General features: G+C 72.7%; 16 protein-coding genes and 1 pseudogene. 5 read left to right on the top strand and 12 right to left on the bottom strand.

The window, feature by feature from the left end; genetic code table 11:
- Positions 1–136 precede the first annotated feature (136 nt).
- From IE313_RS08375 to IE313_RS08340, 8 genes are all read right to left on the bottom strand, one after another.
- Positions 137–1,027: a S1 family peptidase gene (locus IE313_RS08375; RefSeq protein ID WP_189930338.1), complete on the bottom strand. Its 891-nt coding sequence runs from the start codon at positions 1,025–1,027 to the stop codon at positions 137–139.
- A gap of 961 nt (positions 1,028–1,988) precedes the next feature.
- Positions 1,989–3,362 (bottom strand): NtaA/DmoA family FMN-dependent monooxygenase, encoded by a 1,374-nt coding sequence (locus IE313_RS08370; RefSeq protein WP_229924477.1) that lies wholly within the window; start codon positions 3,360–3,362, stop codon positions 1,989–1,991.
- An 86-nt stretch (positions 3,363–3,448) separates the two neighbouring features.
- Complete coding sequence (locus tag IE313_RS08365; RefSeq protein WP_189930336.1) at positions 3,449–4,531, bottom strand: LLM class flavin-dependent oxidoreductase; 1,083 nt, start codon at positions 4,529–4,531, stop codon at positions 3,449–3,451.
- 175 nt (positions 4,532–4,706) lie between these two features.
- Positions 4,707–5,675 (bottom strand): ABC transporter substrate-binding protein, encoded by a 969-nt coding sequence (locus IE313_RS08360; RefSeq protein WP_189930335.1) that lies wholly within the window; start codon positions 5,673–5,675, stop codon positions 4,707–4,709.
- A gap of 124 nt (positions 5,676–5,799) precedes the next feature.
- Complete coding sequence (locus IE313_RS08355) at positions 5,800–6,552, bottom strand: amino acid ABC transporter ATP-binding protein (RefSeq protein WP_189930677.1); 753 nt, start codon at positions 6,550–6,552, stop codon at positions 5,800–5,802.
- Between the two features lie 182 nt (positions 6,553–6,734).
- Positions 6,735–7,649: an amino acid ABC transporter permease gene (locus tag IE313_RS08350; RefSeq protein ID WP_189930334.1), complete on the bottom strand. Its 915-nt coding sequence runs from the start codon at positions 7,647–7,649 to the stop codon at positions 6,735–6,737.
- A 95-nt stretch (positions 7,650–7,744) separates the two neighbouring features.
- Positions 7,745–8,227, bottom strand: coding sequence for an FAD/NAD(P)-binding protein (locus tag IE313_RS08345; RefSeq protein ID WP_189930333.1), 483 nt, complete (start codon positions 8,225–8,227; stop codon positions 7,745–7,747).
- The gene (locus tag IE313_RS08340) at positions 8,224–9,081 is read right to left on the bottom strand and encodes an amino acid ABC transporter permease (protein WP_189930332.1); all 858 of its coding nucleotides are present in this window, start codon (positions 9,079–9,081) and stop codon (positions 8,224–8,226) included. The genes IE313_RS08345 and IE313_RS08340 overlap by 4 nt, the downstream gene beginning before the upstream one ends.
- A gap of 574 nt (positions 9,082–9,655) precedes the next feature.
- On the opposite strand from IE313_RS08340, the gene IE313_RS08335 reads away from it, so the two are divergent.
- Positions 9,656–10,609 carry an ABC transporter substrate-binding protein gene (locus tag IE313_RS08335; protein WP_189930331.1) on the top strand — a complete coding sequence of 318 codons (954 nt, stop codon included), beginning with the start codon at positions 9,656–9,658 and terminating at the stop codon, positions 10,607–10,609.
- 720 nt (positions 10,610–11,329) lie between these two features.
- Positions 11,330–11,773, top strand: a complete 444-nt coding sequence (locus tag IE313_RS08330; protein WP_189930330.1) for a cell division protein SepF — start codon at positions 11,330–11,332, stop codon at positions 11,771–11,773.
- A gap of 109 nt (positions 11,774–11,882) precedes the next feature.
- On the opposite strand, the gene IE313_RS08325 is transcribed toward IE313_RS08330, so the two are convergent.
- Positions 11,883–13,073, bottom strand: a complete 1,191-nt coding sequence (locus IE313_RS08325; RefSeq protein WP_189930329.1) for an acyl-CoA dehydrogenase family protein — start codon at positions 13,071–13,073, stop codon at positions 11,883–11,885.
- Positions 13,074–13,215: 142 nt separating this feature from the next.
- Positions 13,216–14,877, bottom strand: coding sequence for an MFS transporter (locus tag IE313_RS08320; protein ID WP_189930328.1), 1,662 nt, complete (start codon positions 14,875–14,877; stop codon positions 13,216–13,218).
- A gap of 327 nt (positions 14,878–15,204) precedes the next feature.
- Between IE313_RS08320 and IE313_RS08315 the strand changes: the two genes are divergently transcribed.
- Both IE313_RS08315 and IE313_RS08310 read left to right on the top strand, forming a co-directional pair.
- Positions 15,205–16,386 carry a glycosyltransferase family 39 protein gene (locus IE313_RS08315; RefSeq protein WP_373316949.1) on the top strand — a complete coding sequence of 394 codons (1,182 nt, stop codon included), beginning with the start codon at positions 15,205–15,207 and terminating at the stop codon, positions 16,384–16,386.
- Between the two features lie 248 nt (positions 16,387–16,634).
- A complete protein-coding gene (locus IE313_RS08310) occupies positions 16,635–17,663 on the top strand; it encodes a phosphatase PAP2 family protein (RefSeq protein ID WP_189930326.1) in 1,029 nt (342 codons plus the stop codon).
- A gap of 109 nt (positions 17,664–17,772) precedes the next feature.
- Here the strand turns inward: IE313_RS08310 and IE313_RS08305 are convergent, their stop codons facing one another.
- A complete protein-coding gene (locus IE313_RS08305) occupies positions 17,773–17,988 on the bottom strand; it encodes an I78 family peptidase inhibitor (protein ID WP_189930325.1) in 216 nt (71 codons plus the stop codon).
- A 622-nt stretch (positions 17,989–18,610) separates the two neighbouring features.
- Here IE313_RS08305 and ctaD point away from each other — a divergent pair.
- Positions 18,611–20,317, top strand: a complete 1,707-nt coding sequence (ctaD, locus tag IE313_RS08300; protein ID WP_189930324.1) for an aa3-type cytochrome oxidase subunit I — start codon at positions 18,611–18,613, stop codon at positions 20,315–20,317.
- Here ctaD and IE313_RS08295 read toward each other — a convergent pair.
- Positions 20,268–20,829: pseudogene (locus IE313_RS08295) on the bottom strand (helix-turn-helix transcriptional regulator); the annotation flags it as partial. The gene ctaD and the pseudogene IE313_RS08295 sit on opposite strands and share 50 nt — an antisense overlap.

The following is a 20,829-nucleotide window of genomic DNA, read 5'->3' as shown; positions in this document are numbered from 1 at the left end:
CGACCCGGCGGAGGTCCAAGACAGAGATGGGCCCCCGCACGCAACGCGCGTAGCGGGGGCCCATCGTGGAATCAAGGTGCATCAGTGGAGCAGATCAGGCAGACAGCGCAGATCAGGCAGACCGGTGAGGATCCGGTCAGTAGATCGAGACGCCGTAGGCGCTCAGCGCCTCCGTGACCGGCTGGAAGAAGGTCTCGCCGCCGGAGGTGCAGTTGCCGCTGCCGCCGGAGGTCAGGCCGTACGCCGTGGTGCCGCCGTACAGCGGGCCGCCGGAGTCGCCGGGCTCGGCGCAGACGTTGGTGTCGATCAGGCCGCTCACGATGCCGTCGGCGCCGTAGTTGACCGTGGCGTTGAGCGCGAGCACGCGACCGGTGTGGATGCCGGTGGTGGAGCCGCGACGGGTGACCGTCGTACCCACGGCGGGGGTGGCCGCGCTGGTGATGTCCTGGCTTCCCACGGTGCCGTCGTGCGTCACGCCGGAGGCGTACTTGACGATGCCGTAGTCGTTGCCCGGGAAGCTGGAGCCCGCGGTGCTGCCGATCGCGCTGCCGGCGGAGTTGTACCAGGTGCCGGCACCGTCGGTGCAGTGGCCCGCGGTCAGGAAGTAGTACGTGGTGCCGCTGCGGACGTTGAAGCCGAGCGAGCAGCGCCACTGCGTGGTCTGGATGGTGTCGCCACCGGACAGCAGGGGCTTGAACGTCCCCGAGGTGTGCTTGATGTGGAGGGCCGCCGCGTTGCCGCCGGCGGACTCCTTGATCTTTGCGATGTCCGCGTCGCTGACCCGGCTGTCAACGGTGACGTTGACCTGCTTGGTGGTCGGGTCGACCGACCAGGCGGTACCGGCGACGTCGGCCTTCAGCACGGTGTCGCTCACCGCGGCGAGCTCCGAGGCGCTGAAGGTGCGGCCCTCGTCGGCGCTCGCCGCGGGGACGGCGAAGGCGGCGGCGGCCGTGATGCCAGTGGCGATGGCGAGGAGGCGGGTACGTCTCGCGATACCACTGCGGGGGGTGGTGCGCTTGATCCTCACTGGTCGTTCCCTCCTGGGGGAAGTCGGGGGCCCGCGTGGGGTCGGGGCCCGTGAGGCGCAGCCAGGAGCTGGTCCGGATTCCGAACACGCCGTGCTCCTGACAAGCGCTCATCGGAGTATTTGTTCGTGTGGGATCCGGCACAAGGGCGCCTTTCGGCCGTCTGCGCGCACACGACGAGCCGCCCCGGTGGCCTGCCTGCGTTTTTCGCGCGCCACCGGGGTTTTCGCGATCAGCCCTGCGTGTGACGGAGCAGAGCCCAATGGGGTTCCCCCGGGGCGAACGCGGGACAGGGGCGTCGGACACCTCGTCAGGACCGTTTCCGGCGGGCGCCGCTCTGCGCCGGCCGCCGGTCCGCGCCGCCTGCGGGCCTGCACTCCCCCGCCGCGACGAGCGCATCGGGGGCGTCGCCGGGCAGCGGGCACGGGCAGGGTGTCCTGCCAGGGCGAAGAGGGTCCGCCGTCGAGGCCGGGCCCGCGCTGCCGGCCGCCGGCGTCGCCGTCCCGCACCGTGCGGCTCTCCCGTAGGGGGTGCAGCGTCCGGGCACGGAGCAGCAGGCCGCGTACGCACCGGTGTCGACGCCGGTGGGGGAAGTACGCGCGAGGGCGCCGGGGCCGGCCGCCCGCACCGCCCAGGACCCCCCTCCCACCAGCACGGACAACCGCCGCGCGACGTGCGCCACCCCGCGCCGCGGAAGGGCCGCGGTCGGCCGCCGGCGGCAGTTCGCCGGCGAACGGCGCCCCGTCGACCGCGAGGCCGTCGACCGCGGTGGCCCCCAGCGCCGGGGCGGAGCCGTCCGGCGTGGCCGACCAACCCCCTGGAATGGCCGGAAGTCGACCCTCTGGATGATCCACGGTCCAGCGGGTTCCGGTCATCGGGAGCGGCCCGTGCGGCCCGTGGCCGTCCCGGTGCGCCGGGCCCGCCGTGCCTGCCGGTCCCAGGGGCCCGTTGGGGTGCGGGTGGTCACGGGGGCGTTCCTGCCTGCTCCTGCTCGGTGCGGCCAGCGCCCGCGGCGGGCAGGGCGGTGCCGGGTGCGGGCTCGGGCAGACCGAGGTGCGAGCGCAGGGTCGTACCGGTGTACCGCGTGCGCAGGACGCCGCGTTCCCGGAGCAGTGGGACCACCCGCTCGACGAACTCGTCGAGCCCGCCGGGCGCGAGGTGCGGCACCAGGACGAAGCCGTCGCAGGCGCGTTGCCGCACGTAGGCGTCCAGTTCGGCGGCGACCGCCTCCGGGGTGCCGACGAACGCCGGGCGGTCGGCCGTCTCGATCACGGTCTCCCGGATGGACAGGCCCTTCTCGCGGGAGACGGCACGCCACCGGTGCGCGACGGCGGCCGGGTCGGCGCTCCCGCACCTCTCCCACGACACGGCCCCGGCGGGCTCCGGGTCGAAGTCGGGCAGCGGTCCGTCGGGGTCCCACGAGGAGAGGTCCACGCCCCAGACCCGCTCCATGGCGACGATCGCCGCCCGCGGGGAGATCTGCCGGCGCCGGATCCCGGCGGCCCGCTCCCGCGCCTCGGCCGCCGTCGCGCCCAGTACGAACGTCACGCCGGACAGCACCTTGAGGTCCTCGTGCGTCCTGCCGTACCGGGCGAGGCGGTCCTTGACGTCGGCGTAGCGCTCCCGACCCGCCGCGAGCGGTCCGTGCGGGGTCAGGAGCACATCGGCGGTGCAGGCCGCCGACTCGCGGCTCTCGGGCGAGTCCCCCGCCTGGATGACGACCGGGCTGCCCTGCGGACAGCGGGGCACGGTGAACCCGCCCGCGATGTCGAAGTGCCGGCCCCGGTGCGCGAACGGCCGCTGGCGGCCGTCCGGCGTCCAGGAGTCCCACAGCCGGCGGGCGGCCCGGACGAACTCGGCGGCGCGGGCGAGGGGTGTGTCCCCCGTCCGAGCGGGGTCGGGGACCCGCGGAAGGCCGGTCCGGTCCAGGAAGCCGCCGCGCCGGAAGTTCTCACCGGTGAAGGAGTCCGCACAGGTGGCCACGTGCCACGCCGCCCGGCCCCCGCTGAGGTGGTCGAGCGAGGCGAGGCGGCGGGCCAGCTCGTAGGGCTCGTTGAAGGTGGTGCCGGCCGTGGCCGCGAGGCCGATCCGGTCGGTGACGGCGGCCAGCGCGGCCAGCACCGTGAGGGGGTCCGGGCGGCCCACCGCGTCCGGGTCGTGGATGCGGCCCCGGTGCTCGCGCAGCCGCAGCCCCTCCGCGAGGAGGAGGAAGTCGAACAGGCCGCGCTCGGCGGTACGGGCGAAGTGCTCGAAGGAGGCGAAGTCCACCGGGGACCCGGCGAGGGGGTCCGACCACACCGTGGTGCCGGCGCCGGGGAAGCGGGCGGCGAGATGCATGCGCCGCCTCGCGCCACCGGCTCCGCACCCCTCCCCGCCGCGTACGGCGCCGGGGGTGCTCCGCTGCCGTTCCTGCGCACCGCAGGTCATGTGCCGCTCCTGGCACGGGCGTACCGGTTGGCGGGGCGGGGCAGCCCGAGGTGGTCCCTGAGCGTGCTGCCCGGGTAGAAGGTGCGGAACAGGCCGCGGTGCTGGAGCAGGGCCACCGTGCCGTTGACCAGGCGCTCCAGGTCGCGGCCCGGTTCGACGGGCCGGAGGTGGAAGCCGTCGACGGCGCCGGTGGCGTACCAGGCGGCGATCAGCTCCGCCAGGTCGACGGGGCCGCCGCGGTAGAGCGGACCGTGCGGGCCGGGGCGCGGCCCGCCGCCGCCGTGGCCGCGCTCCGCGGCGTGCTCCCCGCCGCCCAGGTCGACCGCCAGCGACGCCAGCACGCGCAGCGCGCCGGGGTCGCGGCCCTGGGCGCCGGCGGCGTTGCGCAGTTCGGTGCGCAGGGCGTCGGCCTCGGTGCGGGACGCGACGCCCAGCAGGGCCACGTCGGCGTACCGTGCGGCGGTGTCGCGGGCGGCCGGGAGCGTGGCGTCGACGACGACCACGGGACGGCCCTGCGGGGGGCGGGGCACGGTCGAGGGGCCCTTCACCGAGAAGGTGCTGCCCTCGAAGTCGACGTGGTGCAGCTTTTCCCGGTCGATGAAGCGGCCCGTCGCGGTGTCACGGATCTCCGCGTCGTCCTCCCAACTGTCCCAGAGCCGGCCCGCCACGTCCGCGACCTCGCCCGCCTCCTGCCAGAGGCGGTCGGCGGGCGCGGCGGTCCGGCGGCCGAACAGCCGTGCCTGGGCCTCGGTCGCGGACACCTCGACCTGCCAGCCCGCCCGGCCCCTGCTGACCCAGTCCAGCGTGGCCACGGCCGCCTGGACGTGGAACGGCTCGGTGTGCGTGGTCGTCACGGTCGGCACCAGACCGATCCTCTGCGTGGCGGGGGCGGCCCTGGCGAGCACCTGGAGGGCGTCGAGGCCGGGCCCGGCGAAGCAGTCGCCGAGCGTCACGAAGTCGAGGGTGCCGCGCTCGGCGAGCCGGGCCAGGGCCACGCAGGCGGCCGCGTCGTACGCCCGAGGGCGGTCGACGGCGGCCGCCAGGTGCAGCAGCCGTCCCCTGCCGGTCGTTGCGGTCATGGTGTGTGCTTCCCTTCTTCTTGCCTCACGGGCCTGGAGCCGGGCGCCGGTTCCGGCCGGGCGCGCCGGGGCGCGGACCGCAGTGCCACCGGCCCCGGTGCGCCCGCCGCCCGGTGCGGCGGTGGGCCGGGGGAGCCGACCCGCGCGGCGGGCCGTCCTGGGCCACGGGCGGTGGTCACGGCTTCGGCAGGCCCCGCGGGTTGACCTCCGAGTGGCGCACCGCCTCGCTGCTCAGGCCCCAGCGCTCGAGCACGCGCGCGTACGAGCCGTCCGCGATGATGCGGTCGACGGCGGCGGCGTACGCGTCGACGAGACCGTTGCCCTTCCTCGTGGCGACCGCGATCTTGCCCTGCACCCGGGGGCCGCCGCCGGAGAGCGTGCCGATGATCCGTGTGCCGCCCGCGGTCGCGACGTGGTAGGCGAGGGAGGGGCTGGGCCCCAGGTAGGCGTCGATGCGGCCGGACTGGAGGGCCAGGTAGTAGTCGGTCTCCTTCTGGAAGTACCGGATGTCGACCGGCTTGTGGCCCGCCTTCTCGTTCTCCTCGCTCCAGTCGACCAGGATCTTCTCCTGGTTGGTGCCGGAGCTGACCGCGATGGTCCTGCCCGCGACGTCCCGCGGCCCGCGCACCCGCCAGGCGGTGTCCTTGTCCGCCTCGAAGGCGATGTTGTCCAGCCGGTAGGTGGCGAAGTCGTACTTCTCCTTGCGCTCCTCGGTGACGGTGACGTTCGCGAGCGCCCCGTCGAACTTTCCGCTGTCCAGGCCGACGAAGAGGTTCTCCCAGGAGACCTGCTCGAAGCGCGGTGCCAGGCCGAGCGTGTCCGCCACCAGTGTCGCCAGGTCGATCTCGGAGCCGATCCGGGTCCTGTCGTCGGTGGCGTAGAAGCCGAGCGGCGGCAGTGCGCTCGCGCTGTCGCCCAGCCGCAGCGTGCCACGGGCGCGGATCGGGGCCGGCACCAGCGCGGCCGCGCGGGCGTCCCTGCGGCCCCGGATGCGGTGCTGCCCCGGGCCGATGTCGATGCCGCCGACCCGTTCGGCGCCCTTGCCACCACCGCCAGCCGCGTCGCCGTCGCCACAGGCGGCAAGGACGGGTCCGATGGCGAGCGCGGCGGCACAGACGGCGAGAAGGCGGCGACGGGTCGGCACGGGGAGGCTCCTTGCTGGGCGGGACGGGGGGCGGGTGGGGCCGGAGCGCCGCCGCGGCCCGGACTCACGGGACTCACGGGACGGGCGGGACGGGCCCGACAGGCGGTACGGGCGGGGCGTGGTGTCACAGCACTTTGGAGAGGAAGGCCCTCGTGCGGTCGTGCCGGGGCCTGTCGAGCACCTCCGCCGGGCTGCCCTGCTCGACGATGCGGCCGTCGTCCATGAAGACCACGGTGTCGGCCACCTCCCGGGCGAAGCCGATCTCGTGGGTGACGACGATCATCGTGGTGCCCTGGTGCGCCAGGTCCTTGATGACGTCGAGGACCTCCCCGACCAGCTCGGGATCGAGCGCGGATGTGGGCTCGTCGAAGAGCAGCAGCTTCGGCTCCAGGGCCAGCGCGCGGGCGATGGCGACGCGCTGCTGCTGGCCGCCGGAGAGCTGCCTGGGGTAGGAGGCGGCGCGGTCGGCGAGCCCGACGCGGGCGAGCAGCCTCTCGGCGGCGGCCACCGCCTGCCTGCGGGGCCGCTTCAGCGCGGAGACCGGGGCCTCGACGATGTTGTCCAGCACGGTCAGGTGCGGGAAGAGGTGGAAGTTCTGGAAGACGAAGCCGATCCGGGTGCGCTGCTTGAGGATCTCCCGTTCGCGCAGCTCGTAGAGCCTGTCGCCACAGCGCCGGTAGCCGACGAGGGCGCCGTCCACGCTGATCCGGCCGCTGTCCACCTTCTCCAGGTGGTTGATGGTGCGCAGCAGCGTCGACTTGCCCGATCCCGACGGGCCGAGTACCACGGCGACCTCGCCGGCGCGCACCCGCAGGTCGATGCCGCGCAGCACCTCGTGCGCGCCGAAACTCTTGTGCACGGACCTGACGTCCACCATGGCGGGCGCCCCGCCGGCCGGTGTGCGGTGTTCCCGTGCGGTCGCCCCGTCGGGCAGCGGGGGGCCCGCCTGGCCCGGCGCCGGATCAGCGGCGTCCCGCACGGCCCGCACCGCCCCCGCCGCGTTGCCCTCGGACGGAGCGCCGCCCTCGGCCGTGGTGCCGTGTTCGCCCAGGTCCGCACTCATCGCACGGCTCCCTTCGAGAAGCGTCGTTCGACGTAGTGCTGGAGGACGGAGAGGACGGTGGTCAGGAGGATGTACCAGACGGTCGCGACCATCAGCAGCGGCACCACCCGGCCGTTGCGGCCGTAGACGACCTGCACCTGGTAGAACAGCTCCCCGATCGCCATCACGGAGACGATCGAGGTGCCCTTGAAGAGCGAGATGACCTCGTTGGCGGCGTTCGGGAGGATGGAGCGCATCGCCTGCGGGAGCACGATCCGGCGGATCTGCCGGAGCTTTGGGATGCCCAGCGCGGCGGCCGCCTGCAACTGCCCCTCGTCGACGGCCAGCACACCCCCGCGGACGATCTCCGCCGCGTACGCGGCCTGGTGCAGCGCGAGCCCGAGCACCGCGGCACTCATCGCGCCGACCAGCCCCATCGTGTCGAACGAGAAGAAGCCGGGCCCGAACGGGATGCCGAACTGCAACCGCCTGTACAGATACGCGAGGTTGAACCAGAACAGCAGTTGCACGATGAGCGGGATGGACCGGAACGCCCAGATGTAGGTGAACGCCACGCCCTTGAGGAACGGGCTCGCGGAGAGCCGCATGAAGGCGAGCACCAGCCCCAGGCCGAACCCGAGGGCCGTCCCGTAGAAGGTGAGCTGGAGCGTGATCCAGACGGCCCTGAGGATGGTCTCGGTGGCGAAGAAGCGGGCGAACACCTCCCACTCCCAGCCGGGGTTGGTGACGAGGCCGTGCAGGAACTGGGCCACCAGCACGGCGGTCACGGCGACCGCGGCCCACCGCCAGGGGTGGCGCACGGGCACGACCGCAAGGGCCGCGTGGGCGTCGTGGCCGCCGTCGGGTGCACGGCTGCCGCCATCGGCTGGGGAGGTCGCTTTGCCGACAGGTGGATCACTGGTCAGGGACATGGGTTCCTCGGGTCCGGCGGGGCGGGGCTGGGCGGCGGGGGCGCGCGGGTACGGGAAGGGCCGGTCCCGGGTGCGGGACCGCTCGGGGCCGCCGGTCAGGCGGCGGTCGGACAGCTCAGGTGGCGCAGGAAGCCGAGGACGGCGCGGGCCACGGCGTCGTCCCCCGGACCGCAGGCGCGCCGCGGGTGGTGGTGGACGGTGATGCCGGCCGGCAGCGCCGCCACCGCCTGGTCGTGGACCCGGCGCGGGTAGGCGCCCCGCAACCGCCGGCCGGCGAAGGTGCGGCCGTCGATGCCCGCCCACTCGTGCGGGGTGGGCCCCGGACGCACCGGACCGGCCAGTTCCACCGTCTCGTCGGTGACCATCGTGATGTCCTCGGCCTGCGGGTTCATCCACAGCAGCGGCGACCGGTCCCGGCGCCGGATGCGTCCCGCGCCGGGCGGGCAGGGGTCGACGAGGTGGATGTCGAGCGGGGCGGCCGGATGCCCGTACGACCGCGGGGCATTGGCCGCGATGCGCTCCACCGTGCCCGTGGCCCGCGGCCCCGCGCCCACGATCACCGGCGAGTTCCTCGTCATCGGCGCTCCGAGCCGCGTGCGAAGTGCCGCTCGACGTAGTGCTGGCCGACGCCGAGCACCGAGGTGACGGCCACGTACCAGAGTGTGGCGACCATCAGCAGCGGGATGACCTGGTAGGTGCGGTGGTACACGAGCTGCGCCGAGTAGAGCAGGTCCTGGACGGCGATCACACTGACGATGGAGGTGCCCTTGAGGGTGCCGATCAGCATGTTGCCGGCCGGCGGCACGATGGCGCGCATGGCCTGCGGCGCCACGATGCGCCTGCTGCGGCGCCACCGGCCGAGGCCGAGCGCCTGTGCGGCCTCGATCTGCCCTCGGTCCACGGAGAGGATGCCGCCGCGCACCACTTCGGCCGCGTAGGCGGCCTCGTGCAGGGTGAGCCCGACGACGGCCACGGTCACGGGACCGAGCAGGTTCACCGTCCGCACGCCCAGGATCTGCGGGTACAGGGCACCGATGTTGAACCAGAACAGCAGTTGCACCAGAATCGGCACCGACCGGAAGAGCCATACGTAGCCCCAGCTCACAGCCCGTAGCACCGGGTTGCCTGACAGCCGCATGGCGGCGAGCAGGGCGCCGAGTGCGAAGCCGAGGGCCATGACGACCGCGGTCAGCCAGAGGGTGAGGCCAAGGCCGCGCAGTACGGCGGTGGACGTGAAGTAGTGTGCGACCACGTCCCATTGGAAGGCCCTGTTGCGCAGTACGGAGCGGATCGCGAGGGCGAGGAGGACCAGCAGGACGACGGCGGCGGCCCACTGGCCCGGGCGCCGGCGCGGCACGATGCGCGGTGCGGGTGCGGACGGACGGTCCTGCTCGGTGGGCGGGGTGCTCGGGGTGAGGGTGCTGGAGGACATGCGAAGGCTCCGTGGACACAGGGATCCCGCAGGGATGGTGCCTTCACACGGCAGCGCACGGTACCGAGCCCCTCAGCAGCGGTCCGTTCCCAAGAGACTACGGGGGGTGGCGCAGCGCTTGTCAACGGTTGTCCGGACTCTGGTCCGGCTGTCTGAGGATCGGTTGACGCGCAAACGGATGCCTGTTCCACTTGTGCTCATGCATCCGCAGCCATGGCTGGTCTCGCGCTCCCACATCGACTTCGGTCGAGTGTGGTCCGCGTCGTGTTGTTGATGCCCGGCGAGCCGACCGTCCGCGCCGTCTGAACCGGACCCCTGCGTCTTTCCGGTCCTGCCGGTCGCCGAAGCGGTCGTGCGGTGCTCCCCCGCCGCGGTCCCTCGCGTTCCTGTGAGTTCCGGCGCCCGTGTGCGGCGCCGTCGCCCCGGCCTTCACACGCCAGCCCGTCCGTCCGCCGTCGTACCTGCCGTACGACGGCGGCCGTGCCGGTCAGCACCACCCCTTCACCTGCCGTGCTCCCCTCAAGCCACGGCAGGTACTCCACGCAGCCCAGCCCAGCCTTGGAGCATGCACGCCATGAGTACGTTCCCGGCGCCCGGCCGGCGCCTCGTTGCCGCCTTCGCCCTGTGCACCGCCGCCGCCCTGGCGTTCACCGCGTGCGGATTCGGCGGCGCGGGTGCTCCCGGTGCCGGGCCGGCCGCCCGCGGCAGCCGGGTGCCGACCGCCGATGTGGTGTCCTCGGTCCACGAGGACGAGGCCGCCGCGCGGCTGCTGCCCGCGGACGTCCGCAGGCGGGGCACGCTCACCATCGCCACCTCCGTGGGCAGCGCGCCCGGCGCGACCTATCTGGACGACGGCAGGACGATCGCCGGCCAGGACGTCGACTTCGCGGACGCCGCCGCCAGGGTGCTCGGGCTGCGGCTGAAGCGCCAGGCGGCGAGCTTCGAGGCGATCCTGCCGGCCCTGGAGAGCGGCAAGTTCGACCTGGGCACCGGGAACTTCGGGGTGACCGACGAGCGCCGCAGGACCATCGACTTCGTCACCTACATCAACGACGGCCAGGGCTTCGCAGCGCGCGCGGACAGCGGGCTGGAGCGGATCACGAACCTGGACCAGCTCTGCGGCCTGACCGTCTCCACCGGTGCGGGCACCACCTTCGAGGCCACGTTGGAGGACGGCAGGAAGGTCTGCGAGAGCGAGGGCAGGAAGCCCTACACCGTGCAGACGTACGCGGACTCCAGCGCCATCTGGTCGTCTCTCCAGCAGGGGCGTACCGATGTCACGATGGGCACCATCAACGGCCTGCGGTACGCGATCGCGGAGCAGCAGGGCTTCAGGTTCCTCGGCGAGTACCGCCGGCTCGACGTCGGTTTCGCCTTCAGGAAGGGCACGCCGCTGGCGCCGGCGTTCCAGGCCGCGGTGGACCGGCTGCTGACGACCGGCACGTACCGGCGGATCCTGAGGAAGTGGGGGACGACGGGCTCCGCGATCGAGCGGTCGCGGATCTCACCGCCGGAGGTCGGGGGCTGACCCGGCGGCGCCGCGGCACGCGTCCGCCCGGTGCACGGGCCGCGGTCGCGGCACCCACCGGGCCCACCCGTGCGACGCACTCCCCGCACCCGGCGCCCCCACCCCGTTCGGCTCGTTCACCGGCAGCCGGGCTGAGTCGCCGTCAGAACGAATGCGGAAAGCCCGTCCTGGTGCGCCACGCGCACGAGCGGCGGTGATCGTGCGCTGCGCCGGGCGGCGGCCCCGGGGAGGGGCCGGGGCGCCCGGGCCCTGCTGCGGCCGCCGGGCCCGCGTCCGGACGGCCCGGCCGTTGCCCGCCCATGCTCCGCCGGAATGTCTCCGCTCTGTAACACCACCACGCCGTGCCGGATTCGATCCGCGCCGCGGCTCCGGCGTGCGCGCCCTATCCGCCGCCTATGGTGGTGACATGGCGTATGGGGTGGTGCAGGACGGTGCGTCCGCTCTGTGCACCGCCGCGACCTGCGGCATCGTACCGACCGCCGTGTTCACCCGGACGCTCCGGCCGTCACCCGGACGCCGCGAAGAATATTATTTCACTCTCAGTCAGCAGGCATGCACCACAAGAGCCTTGAGTATCAAGGCGTCAAGGGGGAATGTGTGTGCACCAGTACCGTCACGAACACCCCGCGCGGCGACTATCCCCTTGGCGCCGCATCCGCATCATGGACAACGATAGGGATGATGCGGATCGGAGAATGACCGCGGTGAGAGGAGGCGTCCATGGGATCGGTGCGTAAGGCGAGTGCCTGGCTTGGCCTCGTCGACGACAACGATGACGAGCGTTACTACGACGGCTACGAGGAAGACGGATCCGAGCGCGGATCGGGCGACGCCTGGGTGACCGACCCGCGGGTGCGGGTGGCGACCGACACGGCCGAGGACCAGGGCAACAGAATCGGCACCGTCACCCCGGACAGCTTCCGAGACGCACGCATCATCGGCGAGCTCTTCCGCGACGGCGTGCCCGTGATCATGAACCTGACGGCGATGGAGCCCTCCGACGCCAAACGCGTGGTGGACTTCGCCGCGGGGCTGATCTTCGGGCTGCGCGGCTCCATCGACCGGGTGGCCAGCCGGGTCTTCCTGCTGACCCCCGCGCACACCGAGATCGTCAGCGGGACGACGGCCGGTCGCCCCACGGACGGGTTCTTCAACCAGAGCTGAGGCAGGGACGCTCGCCGGGGCACCACACCCGTGGGCCGATCCGACACCGCGCCACCCCCGACCGCCTGACCGCCGCCGGCTCCTCCGGTCCCGCTCACCGGGCCGGTGGCTAACGGAAGGCGTCGAGCCCGGTGAGTGCCTTGCCCAGCACGAGCTGGTGCATCTCGACGGTGCCCTCGTACGTCAGTACGGACTCCAGATTGGTGGCGTGCCGCATCACGGGGTATTCGAGCGAGATGCCGTTGGCTCCCAGGATCGTCCTGGCGGTACGGCAGATCTCCAGGGCCTCGCGGGTGTTGTTGAGTTTTCCGAAACTGATCTGCTCGGGCCTGATCCGGCCGGCGTCCATCCGGCGGCCGAGGTGGTGGGCGAGCAGGATCCCCTTGTGCAGTTCGAGCGCCATGTCGGCGAGCTTGGCCTGGGTGAGCTGGAAGCCTCCGATCGGCCGGTCGAACTGCTCCCGCTGCTTCGCGTAGTCGAGGGCCGTCTCGAAACAGGTGCGGGCGGCGCCCATGGCGCCCCAGACGATGCCGTAGCGGGCGTGGCTCAGGCAACTGAGCGGGCCGCGCAGCCCGGTGGCGCCGGGCAGCACCGCGTCGGCCGGCAGCCGGACGTCGTCGAGGACTAGTTCGCTGGTGATCGAGGCGCGCAGGGACCACTTGTGCCTGATCTCGGGCGCGGAGAAGCCGGGCGCGTCCGTCGGGACGAGGAAGCCGCGCACGCCCTCCTCGGTACGGGCCCAGACGACGGCGACCGAGGCCACCGAGCCGTTGGTGATCCACATCTTGCGGCCGCTGAGCAGCCAGTCCGTGCCGTCGCGGCGGGCGCGGGTGCGCATGGCGGACGGATCCGAGCCGTGGTCCGGCTCGGTCAGACCGAAGCAGCCGATGGCCTCGCCCGCGGCCATCCTCGGCAGCCACTGCCGCTTCTGCTCCTCGGAGCCGAACCGGTGGATCGCGTACATGGCGAGTGAGCCCTGCACGGACACCAGCGAGCGGATGCCGGAGTCCGCGGCCTCCAGTTCCAGGCAGGCGAGCCCGTACTGGACGGCACTCGCGCCGGCGCAGCCGTAACCGGTGAGCGACATGCCCAGCGCGCCGAGCGCCCCCAGTTCCCGTGCCAGCTCCCTGACCTCGGGCAGCTCTCCGGCCTCGTACCACTCGGCCACCCTGGGCAGCACCCGGTCCGCGGTCCAGGCGCGCACCGTCGTGCGGATCGCCAGGTCGTCCTCGCTCAGGAGGTCGTCGATCCCCAGGGGGTCGGCCGGGTCGAAGACCGGAGGCTTCTGTGCTTCGGGCATGGCCTTCTCCGCAGAAACTAGCAACGGTAACCTGCTGCGCCGACCGTACGGTCAGCGCCCGGTGTTCCGCAACGTGGCGGCGGCTCGGTGGGCCGGGCCCCGCGTCCTGTTCGTGCGAGGGGCGGGGCCTCGGGCCCGGGTGTCAGCGGCGGGCCTCGTCGAGAGCCGGCGCGCCCCGGCTCCTGCGGTCCTCCTCCGGCGCACGCGGCGCCGGCACCCCGCCGGTGCCCCCGTCGCACACCATCACCCTCGGCAACCGCAGCGCCGCCACCGCTCCCAGCAGCAACAGCACCGCGCTGACCAGCAGCGTCACATGGAGGCCGTGGACGAACGAGGTCCGGGCCGCGGCACGCAGCGCGGCCCCCGCATGGCCCCCGAGCCGGCCGGAGACCTCGTATGCCTCGCCGAGCGAGTGGCCGGCGTCCCGCCGGTCGGCTGCCGGCACCCCGCGCACCGAGGAGAGCCCGGGCGCGTACGCGGCGTTCATCACACTGCCCAGCAGGGCGATGCCCATCCCTGCACCCAGTTGGTACGACGTCTCGCCGATCGCCGCCGCGCCGCCCGACTGCGCCGACGGCGCCTCGTTGAGCATCGACTCGTAGGCGCCGAAGAGCGTCGTCTCCAGGCCGAAGCCGAGCAGGACGAACGCGCCGAGCATCAGGCGGGCGTTGTCGTGCCCGCCCATCAGCGTGAGGAGGCCCACCGCCGCCGCGGTGAGGCAGAACCCGAACACGACCATGACGCGCGGCCCGAAGCGGTGCAGCATCTTCGACCCCGCAAGGCCGGCCGCCATGGCCGCCACGGTCAGCGGCAGCAGCCGCAGGCCGGTCTCCAGCGGGGAGAGCCCGAGGACCAGTTGCAGATACTGCGCGGCGATCAGTTCGAGGCCGACCAGGGCGAGCATCGCCAGCACGATGCAGCCGACGGAGGTGGTGAACGCGGCCCTGGCGAACATGCGCAGGTCCACCAGCGGCTGCGGCCTGCGGCGCTGCCGGCGCACGAAGGCGGTGATCAGGGCCCCGCCCACGACCAGCGGCAGCAGGGTCTCGGGACCGAGCGGCGCACCGCCGCTGCCCAGGCACTTCACGCCGAACACCACGCCGAAGAGCCCGCCCGCGGCCATCAGCGCCCCGAGGACGTCCCAGGGGCCGTTGCGCTCGCCCGTCGACTCGGGCAGCAGCCAGCGCCCCACGGGGAGGCTGACCAGCATCAGCGGGATGTTGACCAGGAAGACCGAACCCCACCAGAAGTGTTCGAGCAGGAAGCCGCCGAGCAGCGGCCCGACGGCCGCGCCGACCGCGGCGACCGCGCTCCAGATGCCGATGGCAAGCGCCCGCTCCCGCCGGTCGGGGAAGACCTGGCGCAGGATCGACAGCGTGGCCGGCATGATCATCGAACCGCCGACGCCCAGCAGCGCACGGGCCGCGATCAGCACCTGGGCGCTGTCGGCGAAGGCCGCCACGGCGGACGCGACGCCGAAGAGCGCGTACCCGATCAGAAGGATCCGTCTGCGGCCGACGCGGTCACCGAGCGTGCCGAAGAGGATCAGCAGCGAGGCGCACACGAGCGGATAGGCGTCGACGATCCAGAGCAGCTCCATGGCACCGGGCCGCAGGTCCTCGGTGACGGCGGGCACCGCGACGTGCAGCACGGTGGCGTCCACCGCGACGAGCAGCAGGCTGACGCAGAGCACGACGAGGACGAGCCACCGGTTGGCCTGCCGGCCCGCGACCACGCGGTCGAGACGGTGGCGATGCCGGGTGGCGCCCGGGGTTCGCCCCGCGGCCGTGGTCGTCCCGGACATGTAGGTACCTCCCAGATGGTCCCGCGCACTCGGCGGGCCCGCGGGGCGCTTTCTGCTGCCTCGGCGCAGGAGGCTGGTGCTGTCGTCCGGACCGGCGGCTCCCGCGGCGAAAGGCGAGTGAGCGGCCAGCGTACGCGAGATCCCCGGGAAGTCATGTGGTGCACCCCGCTCCGATGCCGGGACATGATGTGGCGTACACCACTCTCCACCGGCCCCCGCACCGGCCCGGAGACCGCCGGGAGAGCCGGTCCGCACCGGCCGCCGTCGCGGGGACACGGCTGCCGAGACATGCCTGCGCCCGCCGCGCGACCCCTGATAATCGAGCACGTGGCCGAACTTGATCATCGCACGCCGTCGCCGCGGGCAGCCGTCCCGCGCCGTGCGGGCCGCCTGCCGGCACGCGCGGCGGACGCCCTGCGGCACGCAGCGCCCGCCCTCCTGGGGTACGCGGCGGTCCGTGCGCTGGGGGTCCTGCTGCTGGCGCTGTGGAGTGCGCCGGCGGGCAAGAGCGCGCACCAGTTGCTCTCCGGGCGCTGGGACTCCCTCTGGTACATGCGGGTGGCCGCGTACGGCTACGGCTGGCGGGTGCGGCTGCCGGACGGCACCGTCCACACCGACCTGGCGTTCTTCCCGCTGCTGCCCTGGCTGGAGCGGCTGGGCGCCGCGGTGAGCCCGCTGCCGTACGCGGACGCCGGCCTCCTCACGTCCTGGTCGGCCTCGCTCGCCGCCGCCTGGGGCGTCTTCGCGGTGGCCGACCGGCTGTACGGGCGGCGCGCCGCGGTCTGTGCGGCACTGCTGTGGGCGGTGCTCCCGGTGGGCGTCGTGCAGTCGATGGCGTACAGCGAGTCGCTGTTCACGGCGCTCGCCGCCTGGTCGCTGTACGCGGCGCTGACCAGGCGCTGGGTCACGGCCGGTGCGCTGGCCTGCCTCGCGGGGCTCACCCGGCCGGTCGGCATGGCCGTGGCCGCCGCCGTCTGGGCGGCCGCCTGGTGCTCCGGGCGGGAGCGATGGTCCTGGCGCGCGGTCCTCGGGGCGCTGCTGGCCCCGCTGGGCGCCGCGGGCTACGTGCTGTGGGTGGGCCGGCGCACGGGAGGGGGCCTGGGCGGCTATCTGGATGTGCAGGGGCAATGGGGCAACGGCTTCGACGGGGGGCTGGCCTTCGCCCGGTTCGCGGCCGCGCGGCTGACGGGCTTCCCCTCGGTGTTCGCGGGGCTCGGCCTGCTGGTGGGTGTGGCGCTCGTGGTGTGGCTGTACGTGCGGTGCGTACGTGAGCGGCAACCGCTGCCCCTGCTGGTGTACTCCGGCGTCGTCGTGGCGCTCGCCCTGGGCGCCGAGAGCTACTTCGGTTCCAAGCCGAGGCTGCTGATGCCCGCCTTCCCGCTCCTGCTGCCGCTCGCGGTGGCCCTGGCGCGGCTGCGAACACCGAGGTCCGCACTGGTGCTCGGGTGTGCGGCGGTGGGCTCGGCGGTGTACGGGGCCTTCTGGCTGAACGGTTCGGGCCCACCCTGACGGCGCTGCGGCCCCGCCGGGACGCGGTGAGCGCCCGGAAAATTCCGAACAAGCAGTCGGTGAACGGAATTCGGCCGGCCCATAAAGCACCCATAAGAATGAGCAGGGCAATGGCACGACAAGGAGTTCAGCAGATTGCGAATACCCCAAGAATAAGCCACCAGTTGAGAGCAATCCCACATCACATCGTCATCACAAAGCCGTGGTTTCGAGCTGCTCTTCAGCTCACTCGCTGTAACGTCGATTGAGTGCGTACCGAACGATGCCTCACCCGTCTGGACCGGGTCTTCGCCCGTCTTGACCGTGAGCCGGAACGACCGGCCAACCTCGACGTACCGAGGATGAGCCGGCACAGGATCGTGCTCCTGGGCGCGACCCTGGCCTTCTACCTGGCCATCGTGTGGGCCGTGGTCACCACGTCGTGGCTGGTCCGCTTCGACTGGCAGGTCATGTTCTTCAGGCCCTACCAGCAGTGGCCCCAGGTGCACGCCTTCCTGGACTACTACGTCGTACTCGGCCAGCGCGGTCCCACGGCGGTCATGGTGGCGGCCTGGCTGGGCTGGCGCTCGTGGCGGCAGCACACGCTGCGCCCGCTGCTGACGCTGGGTGCGGCGCTGCTCCTGCTCAACGCCACGGTGGGCGCGGCCAAGCTCGGCATGGGCCGCCTCGGTCCGCACTACGCCACCGTGATCGGCTCCAACGAGATGTGGCGCGGCGGCGATATATTTCCTTCCGGGCACACCGCCAACGCCGTGGTGACCTGGGGCATCCTGGCGTATCTGGCCTCCACGCCGCGGGCCCGCCGCTATCTGTCCGCCACCTCCGCGGTGGTGGCGCTGGGCGTCGGCCTCACCACGGTCTACCTGGGCACGCACTGGCTGAGCGACGTGCTGCTCGGCTGGGCCGCAGGACTGCTGATCCTGCTGGCGCTGCCGTGGTGCGAGCCGCTCATCGCCAGGGCCGAGGGCTGGCTGCTGGCCCGCCGGGACGCGCTGCGCAACCGCCGCGCCTCCGCCCCGGCGACGCCGTCCCCGGCCGTCGGCGCGCCCGCGTTCTTCCCACCGCACGTCGCCGAGGCCGACACGGCGCCGGCCCGTGAACCGGTGGCCGAGCCGGTCGCCGCGGTACGCCCGGGCAGGGCCGCGGCCCACCTGGCGCAGGGCCCGCACACCACACGTGCGGAGCGGAGCCCGGTCACCCCCGCGGGCAGCCGCCGTCCGCCGAACTCGGAGCACCGTCCGCCGCGCACCACGGCACGCCCCCTGACGGGCGCCTGAGCGGCGGGTGCGCGCCGGGCCCCCGGGGAGGCGGGGGATGCGGTGCGCACCGCTGCCGACCCCGCGCACGGGTGGCGCCCGGACCGGTACGCACCCGGCCCGGGCGGGCTCACCCCTTCCAGCTACGGCGTACGGTGCCGCCCTCGACCTCGAAGTTCAGCCGCCCGTAGCGGTACTCCATGGTGATGACGGAGCCCGGCGCCAGCGACCTGACCGTGGACCAGCCACGCTCGCGTGCCCGCTCCTCGGCCTCGTCCACCGGGAGTCCGACGTAGCTCTGGAGGTCGTCCTCTGGTTCCGCGGGGGGCGGTGGTATGGGTGCCATGCAGGCCACCGTATGCGCCGCCGCCGGACCGGGAAAGCCGATCAGGCCGGCCGCGCCGGACGAGCCGCATGCGACTCAAGCGACTCGCACCGCTCACATCACTCACGCCGCGCACAGTCACGCCGCTCACCCGACTCACGCCACTCACGCGGCCCACAAGTCCGCGGCCGGGCACCGGGCAGCCGCCGGCCCGGTCGCCAAGGCCCGCCGGGCGGCCCGCCGTCGGGCACGTGCGCGCCGTACCTCGGCATCCGCCAGGGCCGCGACCTTCCGTCACCGGTCCCCGGGGGGTCACACTTCTGTCACAGGATCACGACACCGCTCTCCTCGAATGCGCGCCCGCCGTTCGAGTGGTTCCTGAATTCCCGCGGCATGCGGAAAGGCGCCGTGGACGCATATGCGGGCGCTCTGCCCCGGCTCCGCGAAACACCCCGGTAATGGACGTCGCGCCGCCCGGCAGGTGCGCTGATACGGTCGGTGCGACGGCGTTTCCGGGACAGCGGGACACGACGTCATTCGTTCTTTTCCTTTCGAGCCCGCGAAAATCCTTTCCGGACACCGGTCCTGACACGTCGAGGCGTCGGTCCCCGGCCGGCCCGTACCCGACGGCGAGGGGGCACAGATGGACACGCGCACCGGGCGGACGGCCACTGACGAGGCCGAACCCCAAGCGCCCGCCAGGCGGCCCGGCGCGATCATCGTCGACTGGCTGACCACCACCGACCACAAGAAGATCGGCCACCTGTACCTGATCACGTCTTTCGGGTTCTTCCTGGCCGCCGGTTTCATGGCACTGGTGATGCGGGCGGAACTGGCCAGGCCCGGGCTCCAGATCGTCTCGAGCGACCAGTACAACCAGTTGTTCACCATGCACGGCACGATCATGCTGCTGCTGTTTGCCACCCCCACGTTCGCCGGATTCGCGAACGAGATCATGCCGCTTCAGATCGGCGCGCCCGATGTCGCTTTTCCGCGTCTGAACATGCTGTCGTACTGGCTCTTCCTGTTCGGGGGCCTGATCGTGCTCGGCGCCTTTCTGCTGCCGGACGGCGCGCCGGGTTTCGGCTGGTTCGCCTACGCGCCGCTCAACAGCGACGTGCGCACGCCCACCGTCGGCGCCGACATGTGGATCATGGGCCTGGCACTGTCCGGCTTCGGCACGATCCTCGGCGCGGTGAACTTCCTGACCACCGTGATCGGTATGCGCGCCCCCGGCATGACGATGTTCCGGATGCCCATCTTCACCTGGAACGTGCTGTTCACCTCGATCCTGGTGCTGCTCGCCTTCCCGGTGCTGGCCGCGGAACTGCTGGCGCTGGAGGTGGACCGGACCTTCGGCGCGCACATCTTCGACCCGGCCAACGGCGGGTCGCTGCTGTGGCAGCACCTCTTCTGGTTCTTCGGCCATCCGGAGGTGTACATCATCGCGCTGCCGTTCTTCGGCATCGTCACGGAGATCCTGCCGGTCTTCAGCCGGAAGCCGATCTTCGGGTACGTGATGCTCATCGGCGCGACGATGGCGATCACCGGCCTCTCGATCATGGTGTGGGCGCACCACATGTTCGCCACCGGCGGGGTGCTGCTGCCCTACTTCTCCCTGATGTCGTTCCTGATCGCGGTGCCGACCGGGGTGAAGTTCTTCAACTGGACGGGCACCATGCTGAGCGGCTCGCTCTCCTTCGAGACACCGATGCTGTGGTCCATCGGCTTCCTGGTGACGTTCCTCTTCGGTGGTCTGACCGGCGTCATCCTGGCCTCGCCACCGCTCGACTTCGAGGTCACGGACTCGTACTTCGTGGTGGCCCACTTCCACTACGTGGTCTTCGGCACCGTGGTGTTCGCCACCTTCGCCGGGTTCTACTTCTGGTGGCCGAAGTTCACCGGCACGATGCTCGACGAACGGCTCGGCAAGATCCACTTCTGGACGCTCTTCGTCGGATTCCACACCACGTTCCTGGTGCAGCACTGGCTCGGCGCCGCCGGCATGCCGCGCCGCTACGTCGACTACCTGGCCGCGGACGGCTTCACTCCGCTCAACACGGTCTCGACGATCGGCTCCTTCCTGCTCGGCGCGTCCACGCTGCCGTTCTTCTACAACGTCTGGCACACGAAGAGGTACGGCAAGCGGGTCACGACGGACGATCCCTGGGGCTACGGCCGCTCCCTGGAGTGGGCGACGTCCTGCCCGCCACCGCGGCACAACTTCGTCACGCTCCCCCTGGTCCGCTCGGAGTCGCCGGCGTTCGACCTGCACTATCCGCGCTACGCGCCGGAGCAGGTGCGGCGCTCCGAAGGAGAGCCCGGCCCAGGCGGTCCCGGGACGCCCTGAGCGCGTCCAGGAGCTCGACGGGCTCGATCACCTCGAACTCGAAGCCGGTGCTCGCCACATGGATCGCGAGCACCTCCAGGTTCGCCGCGCCGGTGCGCAGCAGGCAGCTTTCCGGGCCCTCCGGCGCCAGGGAGCCGGCCGACGGTGTGATCCGCCGGGCCGCCACGTCGACGGGCACCAGCAGGCGCAGCACGGCCCGGGCCGCGTACACCTGCGTGGAGACGCCGCGCGAGACGTAGGCGGCCAGGTCCTCGGCGGGCGGTGCGCGGCGCGCAGCGCGGGCCGTGCGGCGGGCGCGGGGTGATGCGGTCCGCGCGGAAGGTCCGCCAGCCCTCGCGCCGCACGTCCCAGGCGACGAGGTACCAGAGGCGCTCGGTGCAGACCAGGCGGTACGGTTCCGCGGCCCTGCGGGATGTGGTGCCGCCGTGGTCGCGGTAGTCGAAGTGCAGCCGCTCACCGTCCCGGCAGGCGTGCGCCAGTTCGGTGAGGACGGCGGGGTCGACGGCGGCGGC

Origin of the sequence: Streptomyces sulfonofaciens, assembly GCF_014656295.1 — a bacterium.
Lineage (GTDB): Bacteria > Actinomycetota > Actinomycetes > Streptomycetales > Streptomycetaceae > Streptomyces > Streptomyces sulfonofaciens.
Note: the sequence above shows the minus strand (reverse complement) of the source record. Positions and strands in the feature narration are given on the sequence as shown.

What these genes read in the sequence shown, in the direction of transcription:
- IE313_RS08370 (WP_229924477.1), bottom strand. Translation starts at nt 3,362, where the DNA reads ATGCATCTCGCCGCCCGCTTCCCCGGCGCCGGCACCACGGTGTGGTCG.
- IE313_RS08365 (WP_189930336.1), bottom strand. Translation starts at nt 4,531, where the DNA reads ATGACCGCAACGACCGGCAGGGGACGGCTGCTGCACCTGGCGGCCGCC.
- IE313_RS08355 (WP_189930677.1), bottom strand. Translation starts at nt 6,552, where the DNA reads ATGGTGGACGTCAGGTCCGTGCACAAGAGTTTCGGCGCGCACGAGGTG.
- IE313_RS08350 (WP_189930334.1), bottom strand. Translation starts at nt 7,649, where the DNA reads ATGTCCCTGACCAGTGATCCACCTGTCGGCAAAGCGACCTCCCCAGCC.
- IE313_RS08345 (WP_189930333.1), bottom strand. Translation starts at nt 8,227, where the DNA reads ATGACGAGGAACTCGCCGGTGATCGTGGGCGCGGGGCCGCGGGCCACG.
- IE313_RS08340 (WP_189930332.1), bottom strand. Translation starts at nt 9,081, where the DNA reads ATGTCCTCCAGCACCCTCACCCCGAGCACCCCGCCCACCGAGCAGGAC.
- IE313_RS08335 (WP_189930331.1), top strand. Translation starts at nt 9,656, where the DNA reads ATGAGTACGTTCCCGGCGCCCGGCCGGCGCCTCGTTGCCGCCTTCGCC.
- IE313_RS08330 (WP_189930330.1), top strand. Translation starts at nt 11,330, where the DNA reads ATGGGATCGGTGCGTAAGGCGAGTGCCTGGCTTGGCCTCGTCGACGAC.
- IE313_RS08325 (WP_189930329.1), bottom strand. Translation starts at nt 13,073, where the DNA reads ATGCCCGAAGCACAGAAGCCTCCGGTCTTCGACCCGGCCGACCCCCTG.
- IE313_RS08320 (WP_189930328.1), bottom strand. Translation starts at nt 14,877, where the DNA reads ATGTCCGGGACGACCACGGCCGCGGGGCGAACCCCGGGCGCCACCCGG.
- IE313_RS08305 (WP_189930325.1), bottom strand. Translation starts at nt 17,988, where the DNA reads ATGGCACCCATACCACCGCCCCCCGCGGAACCAGAGGACGACCTCCAG.
- ctaD (WP_189930324.1), top strand. Translation starts at nt 18,611, where the DNA reads ATGGACACGCGCACCGGGCGGACGGCCACTGACGAGGCCGAACCCCAA.